Below are 13978 nucleotides of genomic sequence, written 5' to 3' on the forward strand. Positions count from 1 at the left end.
GGATACCCATTCAAAATAAAAGATCATGACAAAAACAGCTATTCGCCTATTGTTATTATTGTTGCCATTAAGTGTGGCAGCACAACAAAAAAAGGGAACGATCCGGGTGCCATTAATGGCGACCAACTGGGACTTTAAACCGGGTACCGTGGAATTCCTTACCTGGCAATCCGTGCCGGCTATGAAGATATTAAACAGTATTGATACTGCCGTATTAAAAAACTTTGATTTTACCGATGGTACTGTAGAATATGACATCCAGCTGGTAGATACGGTATTCACTGCTTTCTTCTTCCGGCGCGCCAGTAAAGCAGAAACGGAATGTTTTTATTTCCGCACCGGGGAATCGGGCAACCAGGCCGCCATACAATATGCCCCTTTTATTGGTGGGGTGAATCTCTGGAATATGATGTATCACTATCAAAATGCCGCCTGGTTTGAGAAACAACAATGGAACCATGTAAAGCTGCTCATCTCTGGTAAACAATTACGTGTATACGTGAACGATATGCTGCGTCCGGCACTGGAAGTTCCCCGGCTGGAAGGCAATACCACGCATGGTACGCTCTCTTTCGACGGACAGGCAATCATTGCCAACCTTGTTGTGAAACCTGGACAAACCGAAGACCTTTCACCGCTGGAAGGCGTAGACATCACCAACAACGATCCCCGTTATCTGCGTAAATGGCTGATCAGCCCGGTGATTCCCATGTCTGAAAAAAATGACTTCCGTGATGCCTACCTGCCTGATAAAGCCACCATATGGGATACTATCCGCGCCGAAAGAAGAGGCCTCATTAACCTGACCCGCAAATTTGGTGGGGCTCCCCAAACCCGCCGCCTGGTATGGCTCAAAACAAATATCCATGCCGCTGCCAACCAGGTACGGCAACTACGCCTCGGATTCAATAACGAGGTATGGGTATTGGTCAACGGAAAATTCGTGTATATAGATAAAAATACTTACGGTTCTCCTATCATGAAACAACCCGAAGGACGATGCACGCTCGAAAACAGCACCATTAACCTCCCGCTCGCAAAAGGAGATAACGAGCTACTGGTTGGCGTAGCTAACAATTTCTATGGCTGGGGCATTATAGCACAACTGGATAAATTTGAACACCTCGTTACAGAAAGATAATCTGCCTTATCGCCACGCTGTACGGCGTGGCGATAAATACATAAGGATTATATATTTATGCCATTTTCTGCGCTGATTAGCATAAATTGATATAAATATTCATAGTATCCACCATGAGAAAAACCATTACAGATGATGAATTAACGGGGAAAGTCCGGCAAATGAAATACATGACCACCGATCCTGCCGGGGCCCGGTATGATTATGAGATATCGCATTATAATGCGCAAGGCACCCTGCTGAAATGGGAAAAGTACAGTGAAACAAATGCACTGGTGAAGCATCTCTTATATGCATACAATGACCACGGCGTTTTACAGGAAGAAACCCTTCAGGAAAGTGATGGCCGCATCGTGTATACAAACAGCTATTACCCCGACGGAAATTACAGGGAAACCATACAGTACTACGGCGAGGATACTTATAAAACGTGTTATGATGAAGCCGGTAATGTGACCGCGCAATTTGAAAACGACCAGCCCACAGACATTGAAACAGATCCGTACAACGAGCAGTGGAACACCCAATCCATCACCGATACAGATGGACATCCGGCAGAACTGATCCATTACTACGCCTACGGCACCCTGCATGATATCACAAAGCGGAAATACAATGCACAGCGGCAACTGATCTACGAAGCCACCTACGCAAGCGAAGCAGCCCTGGCGGCCGATAAACCGGGGTCCGTTAAAACGAACAGCTACAACCAGCAACATCATTTAACAACGTATACCCATGACCGTATAGACGAGCAGGGAGATACCCGCCGCACCACTTTCCGGTATCATTATCAATATGATGAACACCAGAACTGGATAGAAAAAACAGAAACAATGAATAATAAAATTACCGGCTTCCAGGATAAAGTACAGTTTATCCGGAAGCGGGAAATTACTTACCATCCCTGATTAACACCCTACGATATGCTATCTAACCGTCACCTGATTTTCATGGAAGTTGCACACCAGAAAAGCTTTTCCAAAGCCAGCCAGGCACTGTTTATTTCACAGCCGGCCGTAAGCACGCATATCAAAGGACTGGAAGAACAGTATAAAACGAAATTATTTGAACGGAAAGGCTTGCAGATAGAACTCACAGAAGCTGGACAGTTGCTCTATAACCGCCTGTTAACCGTCAGGCATATACAACAGGAAACAGAGTTCGATATATCGGTGATCCACGATCAGCAACAGGCTACCGGTATGCTGAACCTGGGCGCCAGCACCACGGCAGCGTTGTATATTCTGCCCAAGGTGATGTCGGCCTTTCACCGGGAATATCCGCTGGTAGATATTTCCCTGCTCAACCGCAACAGTGAAATTGTATTACAGGCCCTGCTGGACAAAGAAATAAACATCGGCGTTACCGAAGAAAAAGGACAATTAAGTAACATTACTTATCAACCTTTTCTGAAAGATAAGATTGTGGCCGTGTGCAGCAGAAATAATCCACTGGCAAAGAAAAAGAATTATGCCGTGAAAGATATCCTGAACATGCCCGTTGCCATCCGGGAAAGAGGTAGCGGCACACTGGAAGCCATCAAAACAGGATTGCAGAAAAGTAAAATACGGCTGAATGACCTGAAGATAAAAGTACGACTGGGCGGCACGGAAGCATTAAAGAATTTCCTGCTGGAATCCGGCTGTGTGGGGTTTTTATCTACCCGCTCTATTGTAAAAGAGCTACAGCACGGAGAACTAACGATCCTCCATTTTGACGGTTTGCGGATAGAGCGCAGTTTTTACTTTATCCAACGAAAAGGCGAAACCAGCGATCTGAACAAGCGATTCATCAAAATGGCCAAAAGCATTTATAATTTATAATTATAGGTCATAATAATTTCCAATAGACAAGATTATAGGTATAAGCCTACATTTGAATACCACAAAATGTACGTTTCTATGAACATGCTTTTTTATTATGATGAGTTATACAAGGCGGCTGTAGAAAGAATCAATAAAATTGTCGACATTTCTGTACAACAAAAAAACTATTTATTATCAACGCTTAAGAGCCAGGCTCCTTTCTTATCAACCACACAGGAAGACATCGACCTCGTTGCGCAGCGCATGATGAGTTCATTAGGTTCCATTTTATGCCCGGATGCAGCAGCCGATTTTGCCGGCGGCAGCAAACTGCTGGAAATGGAAATGCTGTACAATGGAGAATAAAAGTCATCAGCAGGCATAAAGGCAAATTCCTTTATGCCTGCTGATGATATATTGATGGCGCTGTCACCCTTATCCCGGCCGGATTCCCCTTCTGTCTTACTCCTTATTTTCCCTCTCCCCGCAATAATGTAGCAGCATATCATCTTTTTTTGTAGCTTCCCGCCTGTGCCGAGGTCGTCCAATACAACAGATAGTAATGAGCAATATGTTGCCTTATACCGGCAACACTATCCTTATTTATTTAAAACAGGCCAGAATGCAGGCTTCGCACCAGATATTATCAAAGATCTTATCAATCAAACCTTCCTGGCTTTTATAGAAAAACACATCGACTGGTCACAAATAGATCAGCCCAAATTCTATATTGCCAGCAGCTTTAAAAACAAACTCACCGACTATGCCCGCAGCAAGGGTAAAACATACACGATTCCGGATACGGAAACTACGGACGACAGCATAGAAGAAAAAATTATCCTCACAGAAGAAGCCGAGCAACTAAAAGCGCAAATGCAACAGGCCTACCTGGCCCTACCACCTCGCTGTCGCCTGGTGATCCGCCTGAAATATTACGAAGGACTGACCCACGACCAGATTGCTGCCCAAACGGGGCTCAGTCACCGCAGCATCTATAACAATCTCTCTGAAGGCTTAAAAGCCATGCGCCTCCTGCTGGCAGATAAACCCCAGCGCCCTGGTCAACTCCTCTCCCTGCTCGCCCTGTGCATCGTCTGAAGCGCAGACTGATGGCGGCAGAACATATCTCCCGAAAAAAATTATAAAAAAGTTGGAAAAAAGTTGGTACATCCGGTAAGTCCGGCCGTCTGTTGTATTATAAATACGGCGGAATGACCAAAATTTACACGTACGAAGAACTGATCACCCACGATACATTTATCGCCTGGTGTACTACGCAGAACGCCGATGCTGCGCAGTACTGGGCTACTTACCTCTCGCATTTTCCCGGCGAAACTGCCCATGTGGAAAAGGCCAGGCAAACAGTACAACAACTGCATGCCGTCCTCACACCACTGGCGGCAGACGAAGCGGCTTCGGAGTTCCGTCAACTGCTGGAAAGCCAACAACCGAACACACTGCACATTTGGTACAAACGGATCGCTGTAGCGGCTGCCATTGCCGTTACCGTCACTGCCGGCGCTTGGTACTGGCAACATACCACACAAAAACCTGCATTGCCGGAAGTGGTCCAATCCCTTCCCGGTGAACGGAAATCGCTGGTGCTGGCCGATGGTACCAAAGTAAACCTGAATGTGAACAGCCAGTTACAACTGCATCCGCAATTCAAACAGGGCGTGCGGGAAATTACGTTACAGGGAGAGGCTTTCTTCGACGTACACCAGGACGCCCAGCACCCTTTTATCATCCACACCACACATATGGATGTGAAAGTATTGGGTACCACATTTAATATTATGGCGTATCAAAACGACACCAAAACAGAAACATCGCTGATCAGCGGCGCCGTAGAAATAACGCTGAAAAGCAAACCAGGTAATCACATTGTGCTAAAGCCCAATGAAAAAATCACGTTGGAAAATGGGGTACTACCAGCCAACAACAGCAACAGCATGGCCATACAGGTCAGCAAAACGAGCCTGCAAAGCAAAAACCAACTGATCGCTGAAACCGCCTGGACCAACGACAAACTGGCCTTCAATGATGAAACACTGGCAGAAGTAGCACACAAGCTGGAACGTTGGTATGGCGTACAGATACAGGTAGACAGCACCATTGCTGACAACTACCACTACACGGCCGTTTTTGAAAAGGAAACATTGCCGCAAACATTACACATCCTGCAATTAATTCTACCATTTCAATATACCATCCATGGCACAGAGGTAAAAATAAGTAAACAGAATATCAACCAATCGAATTAGCTGTTAGCTTTTAGCTTTTAGCAAATGCAGCGAAGAGTATATTATATGAGATCCGCTGCATTTGCTAAAATGCTAAAAGCTAAAAGCTAAAAAAAGGGGAACGATAAACATCCCCCCTTCAGTTCAGTTAGTATTACCCTGCTCCCAACTTCGCGGGCGTGGAGCGAGGTAATGATTTAGCAACTAAACAACTCAAATCTATGCAAAAAAACAGGCAATTCCGAACCCTCGGAACAGGGCCGTTATGGGCTAAAATGCACTTGAAAATGAAAATGCTGGCAATCCTTCTATGTTGTGTTGTGATGCAATCTACTGCGATGGTCTATTCGCAGGATGTAAAGCTCACCCTGAAGGCAGAAAATGTTCCACTGAAAAAACTCTTTAAACTCATCGAAAACAAGTGCGATTATCATATCGCCTACAGCAGCAACCTGCTGTCGAATAACCAGCTAGTCAATATCGACGTGGTAGACCAGCCCCTGCAACAGGTGCTGCAAACCGCCCTCGCCAACACCCGCCTTACTTTCCAGGTGATGAACGATCACCTGGTGATCATCAAAATGCGGGAGAACACCCCTCCACAGGAAAAAGAGATCACCGTAAGAGGCGTTGTAAAAAACGCAGCCGGCCAACCGGTACCAGGAGCCACCGTACTAGCCGGCAAAAAAGTAGCGATCACCGACCAATACGGTCGCTATGAAATCAGTACCGCTCCTAACGACATCCTCTCTTTCAGCTTCATTGGCTACGAAAAACAGGAAATAAAAGTGAATAACCACGCCATCATCAATGTATCGCTTGAAGAAAAAAAGGGTGCCCTGAATGAAGTAGTGGTTGTAGGCTACGGCGCTCAACGCAAAAAAGACCTCACCGGCGCCGTTAGTACCGTTTCTGCCAAAGACCTGGAAGACAGACCTGCCACCAACTTTGGCTACTCCCTGGAAGGCAAGGCCGCCGGCGTACAGGTAATCCGCTCCTCCGGCAAACCACAGGCAGGCTTCTCTATCCGCGTGAGAGGTACTACCTCCATCACCGCCGACAGCGAACCACTCTACGTGGTAGATGGTGTACCCAGCGCCACCACCTACGATATCAATCCTAACGATATTGAGAATATTGTAATTTTGAAAGATGCCTCCTCAGCAGCCATCTATGGCGCTGCAGGCGCCAACGGCGTGGTATTGATCACAACAAAACGCGGTAAGAATCAACAGCCGCAACTCGCGTTTAATACTTACTACGGGCAGTCTGAAGTCACCAAAAAATTACCGGTACTCAACAACAAAGAATATATTGACCTGATGACAGAACTCGGCCAGGTGGCCGACTGGAGCAAGTATACCGCTAACACCGACTGGCACAACGAAGTATTCAGGAAAGCAGCCACGCAAAATTATCAGTTGTCCCTCAACGGTGGCAACGACGCCACTGCCTACTATATCTCCGGCGCCTGGATGAAACAGGATGGCGTAGTACGCACCAACACCATGAACCGGTATAACTTCAAAATCAACCTCGATCAGAAAATAAACGACTTCATTAAAATCGGTACCAGCATCTCCTACTCCAAATGGTATGATCGCAATGTGGACGACAGCAAAGGTACCGGCAACGGTGGTGTAATCATGAATGTACTCACCACCGCGCCTGTCATCGGGATATACAATCCTGACGGCACTTTCACCGCCAATCCTTTACGTTTATCTTTCCATAACCCTGTCGCCTATACGGACGGTGCCACCAACGGTTTTAACAACAGCCGTTTCTTTGGCAATGTATATGGAGAAGTAAAAATCTCCCCCAGCCTGAAATTTAAAAGCCTGTTTGGTTATGATCAAACTACCGGTAGATACAACTACTTCCTGGATCCCTACAAAACAGACTGGGGCCGCGTAAACAAAGGCGTAGCCGATCTTAACACCGACCAAACCATCTACTGGCTATCGGAAAATACGCTGAGCTTCTCCAAAAAAATGGGCAAACATAACCTGGACGCACTCGCCGGCTTCAGCGTTTCAAAAACAAACACAGAAACATCTTCTATAGAAACTAAAAACTTCTCCGGCATCAGTGTACCTACCGTAAGTGGTGGCGCCGTGGTGAACTTTGCTACCGGTACCCGCATCGCCCGCGCCAACGATGCATTGATCAGCAGAATTAATTATACCTATGCAGATAAATACCTGTTCACCGGTAACTTCCGCGCAGATGCTTCTTCTGTATTTGGCCCCGGTAACCGCACTGGCTACTTCCCCTCTTTCTCCGTAGGATGGCGCATTTCAGAAGAACCTTTCTTTAAGGGCATCCATAACGTAGATGAATTAAAGCTACGCTTCGGCTGGGGTAAAGTAGGTAACGACCATATTGATGCTTACGGCTGGTATGGTAAAGTAGGCACCGGCGCCAGCTATATCCTGGGTGGTGTAGTACAACCTGGTACCGCACCACTCACTCCCGAAAACAGGAACCTGCGCTGGGAAACCACTACCCAAAATAATATCGGGTTAGATGTAGCGGTATTGAAAACAAGAATTAACCTCTCTGTAGATGTATACCGCAAGTTCACACACGACCTGCTCTTCGATAAGCCACTGGCCACTTCCAGCGGATTCACCGGCGCACTGCAAAACATCGGCAAGCTGGAAAATAAAGGACTGGAAATTACCGTGAACACCAAAAACCTGGTGGGAGCATTCAAATGGAATACCGACTTCAACATCTCCTTTAACCGGAATAAAGTAATTGACATCGGTCACGAAGTATTGCCCGTAGGAATGATCCCACAAAGAGAAGAAGCGGCGCTGATCCGCGAAGGTTCTCCACTGGGCACTTTCTGGGGATATGTAGCTACCGGCGTAGATCCTAAAACCGGTATGATGACCTACGCCGACCTGGATAAAAGCGGTGATGTGAGCGATGGCGACAAAACCGTGATTGGCAATGCCAATCCTAAGTTTACGTATGGCCTCACCAACACCCTCAGTTATAAAAACTGGCGCCTCAGCATCTTCGTACAAGGAGTGCAGGGCAACGATATTTTTAACGGTACCCGCATAGAAGTTGAAGCCATGAATGATTTCAGGAATCAGTCGACCGTCGTATTACGCCGCTGGACCAAAGAAGGACAGGTCACCGATATTCCCAAAGCAGTGCCTGATGATGCCTCCAATACCCGCATCTCTTCCCGCTTCGTGGAAAACGGCGCTTATGTACGTTTAAAAGCACTCACACTGGGTTACCAACTGCCTGATGCACTCGCCAAACGCATGCGGTTGAGAGGTGCCAACATCTACCTCACCGGAGAAAACCTCCTCACCGCCACCAAATACTCTGGTTATGATCCGGAAGTAAGCGCGTTCGGTTCCCAGAACGGTGCCATGGGCGTTGACTTTGGTACTTATCCGCAAACCAGGCAATTGATTGCCGGATTGAACATTTCTTTCTGATCTTCTAATCTGATTTTATGCGCAACAAACTATATTTTCTCCTGTTATTAACGCTTTTCACCAGCATGAGCGGGTGTAAGAAATTCCTGGACCTGGCGCCAGAATCCAGCGCTACCACCGGCAACGCTTATCAAACTGCCGAAGACATGGAAGCTGCACTGGTAGGACTCTACAGCACTTTCTTCGGAGAATATTTTATCTGGGATGATGTATTACTGGGAGATATACGTGCGGACAACGCCTACTCCGGCGGCGACGACGCAGAAATTGACCAGTACGATAATCTAAAAATTGCCACGGTGAACAGCCGTATTTTTGCCAACTGGAAACTGCTGTATAACGGTATCTCCAAAGCCAACCTGGTACTGGAAAAAATAAAAGGCGTAACAGATCCCGCACTCGATCTCAACAACCGCAGAGCTACCCTGACGGCAGAAGCTAAGTTTATCCGCGCCTACTGCTATTTTGAACTGGTAAAAATGTATGGTCCGGTGCCACTGGTATTTACCTTCGGAGATGTAGCACCCGCGCAGGCCAACGTACCCCGCTCTTCCGAAAAAGAAGTATATGCCGCTATTGTGAAAGACCTGGAAGATGCCCTCGTATTACCAGCGGACTACGGGCAAGGATTATCACTCAATACTTCCAGGGCTACCAAAGGTGCTGTGAATGCCCTGCTGGCAAAAGTATACGCCCAGATGCCAGACCGCGACTACAATAAAGTAATCAGCTACTGCAATGCTGTAACCGGTTATGAACTGACGCCGTCTTACGCTACGCTGTTTGATGGCGCTAACTATCTGAACTCAGAAGTAATTCTGCAGGTACAGTTTATTCAAAGCACACCACAAGCCAACTGGGGCCCGCAAATGTTCCTGCCACCCTCCCTCACCGGCGACGACTGGCGTAAATATGGCACCCCTTCCAAAGATCTCGTAAAAGCGTATGACGACGAAGGCGATGAGATCCGCAAAAATGCCAACATCCTGTTTGATAATGCTTCCTGGTCCGATCAATACTGGAAGCCCTGCGCCAGCGAAGGCTCCATTCCATTTACCTATAAATGGAAACATGCCAATGGCTGGGCCAGCGGTGATCATATTTCCCTGCTTCGCTTAGGCGATATCCTGCTACTGAAAGCAGAAGCACTCAATGAAATTGGTCAACCTGCGGAGGCGTTGAACATCGTGAATAACCAGATTCGTAAACGCGTGAACCTCCCACCTGTTCCCCTGGCTTCCAAAGAAGTATTACGGGATGCTATCCTGAAAGAACGCCGCCTGGAACTGGCCTTTGAAGGTCAGCGCTGGTACGACCTGGTGCGTTTGAATAAACTCACCACTGTTATGGGTAACCTGAAAGAATATAGATTATCGTGCAACAGCAATTCCCAGGTGTTGGTTAATTACGGTATTACGGACGACAAGCGCCTGTTACCGATTCCACAAAGTGAAATGAACCGTAACCCGAAACTCACGCAAAACAAAGGCTACTAATTAACGGCGGGTGTATGAAATGTACACCCGCTCTTTTCACCACTTAATCTTTATCATATGAAACTGCTATCGCTCAGTTGCAGCTTTGTCTGCATCCTGCTCTCCTGCGCCTGCTCTAAAAATGATAAGGCAGTCGCCGACAACACTACTACGCCTATAGTCGCCCATCCCGACACAGCGGTGCCTGCGGCTACCAAACCCACACTCAGCGGCAAATTATTATTCCACCGTTACGATTGCTACGGTTGCGCAGATACAAAAATGTTCCTGTACAACTTCGCCACTAACCAGCTCACGTGGCTCAATCAAAACTGGAATATCGACTACCCAATGAATGCACACTTCAACCCGGACGCTACCAAAATAGTTTTCATGGGGCAACCCAAAGGCTCTGGTGACTGGGACATTTACACCTGGGATGTAGGCAGCAGCAGCGCACCCACCAACCTCACGGCGGGCAACGGCCTGCGCGATGAAGATCCGAAATTCTCTCCCAACGGTTATCGCATTACCTTCAAACAGGATGGTAATCTCCGTATCATGGAGCTGAATGGCAACGTTACCAACAACGTGACCAACACTCCTTCCATTGAAGAAGGCATGCCCTATTACACGGATGACGCCACCGGTTTAATCTTTGCGCAAGGCGCCGGCAGCGGATCAGACATCTACAAAATAAATATTGATGGTACGGGTAAAACAGCGCTGGCCAATACAGCCAATGTACAGGAGTACTACCCCATTACCCGCGATGCCAACACCTTCCTGTATTCCAGGTGGTATAGCAGCGGCAATCAACACGACCAGGTATACATGGGTTACTTCGGTAACAACACCCGTACAAGGTTACCTTTCAACAACAGCAATGCAGACTATTCTGATGCGTATCCCTGCGGTACAGACTACGTGATCATCTCCAGTACCCGCAACGGCACCGTGGGCGCGTATGACCTTTATATCGCCAATATCACTACAGGTGATATATGGTCGCTAAGCTCCTACAATGCAAACATCAACAGTACGCTAAATGAATTAGGGGCATGCTATAAGTAGCAGAAAGCAAAAAGCAGAAAGCAAAAAGCTATTGAAGCGAGTGATTAACGCGTAAGGTTATACGCTACGATCAATTGCTTCAATAGCTTTTTGCTTTCTGCTTTCAGCTTTCTGCTAAAAACAAATATCTTTCTTCAACGGCTGTCCTTCCGTCATTCCTCTTGTATTAAACTCCATTCGCTGTTGACGGCCATTCGGGTAAGTCACCCTGATTTCGTAGTCGGTATCTTTTTCCAGCATCATATTGATTTCTCTTCCGGGTGCACCTACGAAGCACCAACCGATTTCGCGCTGTTTGTTATAGATGTAGATACAAGCATCACCCAATGGTGGACAAACGACGCCGGTGAATGGAATTACCAGGCCTGGCGTAATTTTCTTCAGCGTATATGTTTCAGGTGTAGTAATACTGTAGATGTCATCGCTGCCTTTACCGCCAGGGCGATTCGACGAAAGGTAAGTAGTACCATTGCTGCCGGTTACGAAGTAAAAATCATCGGTGGGTGAGTTAGTGGGATAGCGCAAATTTTCCGGTGTACTCCATTGTGCTTTGCTACCGGTGGCATGGAAGATATCGAAACCACCCATGCCTGTCCAGCCTTTGCTGGAAAAAAACAAACTGCCATCCGGCGCAATGGTGGGGAATTCCTCATCTCCGGGGCTGTTAATGGCAGGGCCGCAATTGATGGGTGTGCCCCATTTACCATCGCCTTGTTTTTCACTATACCAGATATCTGTACCACCTACGCCGCCGGGCATGTCGCTGGCGAAGTACAGGGTGTTGCCATCGTTGCTGAGTGCAGCGTGGCCAACCGAATACTGATCGGCTTTGTTGTAAGGAAACGGTACCGGTTTGCCCCATTTACCATCTTTATCTTTTTCGGAGGAGAACAGCTCCAACCGGCGATAGCCGTACGTCACCCGGTGCTCTTTTACGCCGGGAATACGCCGCTGCGGGTAAGTCATGGTTACATAAGCCGTACGATAATCTTTGTCGAATGCCGCCGGGCCTACGTGGTAACGTGACCAGTTGAAAGACGGGGAAAAGTCTTTGATATATACGCTACCGTAGTTAGCGGTATCTCCCACATACAAACCATAATAATCGCGGTTGGTACGGCCATATTTATTGCGGTTAAAATGGCTGCCGTTTTCCAGTTGATTCCGGTATAAAGTATCTGAAGTAAATACGATACCATTGGGATAATATGTAGCGCCCCAATCGGATTTTGAAGTATTCAATCTTGCTACATTACTAATAAAAACGGGCGTAGGTGACGCTATCCAGCCGGGAGCTGCATCACAACCGGCGAGGCGGTTCTTCACAGCTTCCTGCTGCGGTAGTGTTTGTGCATACTGGGTGTAGGCGGCTTTGGCTTCAGGATATTTACCGAGACTCATCAGCATATCGCCATAGTACAAACGGGCATCCGCAGCAGCATCGGGGCGGGCAAGCAACTTTTCGTACCAACCGGCCGATGCCGCATACTGGTTCATTTCCCGGTACGAGCTGGCCAGTCGCTCCAGGACCAGCGTAGCTGTTTTCTCCTTCCGTTTGGCGGCTATCCGCTCATACAAAGATGCTGCTTTGGCAAAATCGTATTTGGTATAATAAATAGCGGCCTGTTTGTCTAACGACAACTGCTCCTGTGCCGATAAACAAGATGCTGATAGTAGTAGTAAAATTATTCCAACATATTTTTTCATAGTACTTGTTTAAAAGGATAGCCTGGCGATGATTAAAAATACCTTGGACTGATGATCCTGGCTTTTTTTCCAGGGAATAAAAAGCCAAGGGATATTTCATGCGATCCACTCTGGAAAGAGGCCATTTTATTGATGGTCAGATCATATGCATATCCTATTCTGAATTGTTGATTGATGTTGAATTGTACCAGTATACTGGCAGCATCCAGTTGCTCCAGGTCACTTTCCAGCGCCGGTTTACTCCACAACTTCACCCCTGTTCTATAGGAGCCGCCTACCCAGAGACGATCTGCCAGCAGTAATAAGGCGGTGAGGTCTACGTTGGTCGGCCCTTTGAAATCTTCTTTTAAGAGAATAGAAGGCTTGAACTTTACATTTTCTGAAAAGTCAAACATCATCCCGGCATTTACGTAGAGGTGCTGTGTTTTACGGATGGTTTTATACTGATACCCTTTCCAGTAGTACCGGGAAGCGTCTGTATACAGTGAGAAGAGGTCCATCACGGAAGCGCCCACATAAAACTTCGAAGTGTAATAGTAAACCCCGAAGCGGGCATCCGGCACCCAGGTAGAGGCCCTTCCCAAAGGAATGGAAGGGTCGTTCTCATCATTGTACTGCAGTGCTTTTCCATCAATGGCGTATTGGGTAACGCCAGCGCCTACACCGAGACACAGTCGTTTATCTCCATCTTCGTTTAGGGGTATCCGGTAGGAATACATCCCATAAATAGAGGTGGCATCCTGTGGTCCCAGCTTATCATACATTACCTGCATGCCCAATCCTACACGGTTATCTTTGGAGGCATTGAGGGCGCCATCCACTGATATGCCGCCGGTTTGTGGTCCACCGGGGAAATTGACCCATTGCTTGCGATAGATCGCATTTGCATAGAGATCTTCTTTATACCCTGCGTAAGCAGGATTCACGCTCAGCATATTAAAAATATACTGACTGAACTGTAAGTTTTGCTGAGCCTGTGTCAGCGCCGGTTTCAAGATACCAGCGGATAACATTAACATCAACAATACACTTGATTTCGCGCTTATGCTCATACTAAATTCCT

11 protein-coding genes are annotated in these 13978 nt (G+C 47.2%); 9 read left to right on the forward strand and 2 right to left on the reverse strand.

Going from position 1 to position 13978, the window contains the following annotated elements; genetic code table 11:
* The first annotated feature begins 25 nt into the window (after positions 1-25).
* The 9 genes from J7623_RS01330 (at position 26) to J7623_RS01370 (ending at position 11208) form a co-directional block, all read left to right on the forward strand.
* Positions 26-1141: a hypothetical protein gene (locus J7623_RS01330; RefSeq protein ID WP_291916344.1), complete on the forward strand. Its 1116-nt coding sequence runs from the start codon at positions 26-28 to the stop codon at positions 1139-1141.
* Positions 1142-1254: 113 nt separating this feature from the next.
* On the forward strand, positions 1255-2052 hold the full coding sequence (locus tag J7623_RS01335) for a hypothetical protein (protein ID WP_291916347.1): 798 nt from the start codon (positions 1255-1257) through the stop codon (positions 2050-2052).
* Between the two features lie 15 nt (positions 2053-2067).
* Entirely contained in the window at positions 2068-2967 is a 900-nt protein-coding gene (locus J7623_RS01340) for a LysR substrate-binding domain-containing protein (protein WP_291916349.1), read from the forward strand.
* A gap of 78 nt (positions 2968-3045) precedes the next feature.
* On the forward strand, positions 3046-3315 hold the full coding sequence (locus tag J7623_RS01345; protein ID WP_291916351.1) for a hypothetical protein: 270 nt from the start codon (positions 3046-3048) through the stop codon (positions 3313-3315).
* A 165-nt stretch (positions 3316-3480) separates the two neighbouring features.
* Entirely contained in the window at positions 3481-4047 is a 567-nt protein-coding gene (locus J7623_RS01350) for a sigma-70 family RNA polymerase sigma factor (RefSeq protein ID WP_291916353.1), read from the forward strand.
* A 113-nt stretch (positions 4048-4160) separates the two neighbouring features.
* A complete protein-coding gene (locus tag J7623_RS01355; RefSeq protein WP_291916355.1) occupies positions 4161-5213 on the forward strand; it encodes a FecR domain-containing protein in 1053 nt (350 codons plus the stop codon).
* Positions 5214-5479: 266 nt separating this feature from the next.
* Positions 5480-8659, forward strand: a complete 3180-nt coding sequence (locus J7623_RS01360; RefSeq protein ID WP_291916358.1) for a TonB-dependent receptor — start codon at positions 5480-5482, stop codon at positions 8657-8659.
* A gap of 17 nt (positions 8660-8676) precedes the next feature.
* Positions 8677-10155 carry a RagB/SusD family nutrient uptake outer membrane protein gene (locus J7623_RS01365; RefSeq protein WP_291916360.1) on the forward strand — a complete coding sequence of 493 codons (1479 nt, stop codon included), beginning with the start codon at positions 8677-8679 and terminating at the stop codon, positions 10153-10155.
* Between the two features lie 57 nt (positions 10156-10212).
* A complete protein-coding gene (locus J7623_RS01370; RefSeq protein ID WP_291916362.1) occupies positions 10213-11208 on the forward strand; it encodes a hypothetical protein in 996 nt (331 codons plus the stop codon).
* Between the two features lie 114 nt (positions 11209-11322).
* On the opposite strand, the gene J7623_RS01375 is transcribed toward J7623_RS01370, so the two are convergent.
* Positions 11323-12915 (reverse strand): hypothetical protein, encoded by a 1593-nt coding sequence (locus tag J7623_RS01375; protein WP_291916364.1) that lies wholly within the window; start codon positions 12913-12915, stop codon positions 11323-11325.
* A 32-nt stretch (positions 12916-12947) separates the two neighbouring features.
* Complete coding sequence (locus J7623_RS01380) at positions 12948-13967, reverse strand: type IX secretion system membrane protein PorP/SprF (protein ID WP_291916366.1); 1020 nt, start codon at positions 13965-13967, stop codon at positions 12948-12950.
* Positions 13968-13978: the final 11 nt, after the last annotated feature.

This window comes from Chitinophaga sp. (genome assembly GCF_017745275.1).
Lineage (GTDB): Bacteria > Bacteroidota > Bacteroidia > Chitinophagales > Chitinophagaceae > Chitinophaga.

Coding starts and splice junctions, on each gene's coding strand:
- J7623_RS01380 (WP_291916366.1), bottom strand. CDS start 13,967: ATGAGCATAAGCGCGAAATCAAGTGTATTGTTGATGTTAATGTTATCC.
- J7623_RS01355 (WP_291916355.1), top strand. CDS start 4,161: ATGACCAAAATTTACACGTACGAAGAACTGATCACCCACGATACATTT.
- J7623_RS01360 (WP_291916358.1), top strand. CDS start 5,480: ATGAAAATGCTGGCAATCCTTCTATGTTGTGTTGTGATGCAATCTACT.
- J7623_RS01335 (WP_291916347.1), top strand. CDS start 1,255: ATGAGAAAAACCATTACAGATGATGAATTAACGGGGAAAGTCCGGCAA.
- J7623_RS01340 (WP_291916349.1), top strand. CDS start 2,068: ATGCTATCTAACCGTCACCTGATTTTCATGGAAGTTGCACACCAGAAA.
- J7623_RS01375 (WP_291916364.1), bottom strand. CDS start 12,915: ATGAAAAAATATGTTGGAATAATTTTACTACTACTATCAGCATCTTGT.
- J7623_RS01345 (WP_291916351.1), top strand. CDS start 3,046: ATGAACATGCTTTTTTATTATGATGAGTTATACAAGGCGGCTGTAGAA.
- J7623_RS01330 (WP_291916344.1), top strand. CDS start 26: ATGACAAAAACAGCTATTCGCCTATTGTTATTATTGTTGCCATTAAGT.
- J7623_RS01365 (WP_291916360.1), top strand. CDS start 8,677: ATGCGCAACAAACTATATTTTCTCCTGTTATTAACGCTTTTCACCAGC.
- J7623_RS01370 (WP_291916362.1), top strand. CDS start 10,213: ATGAAACTGCTATCGCTCAGTTGCAGCTTTGTCTGCATCCTGCTCTCC.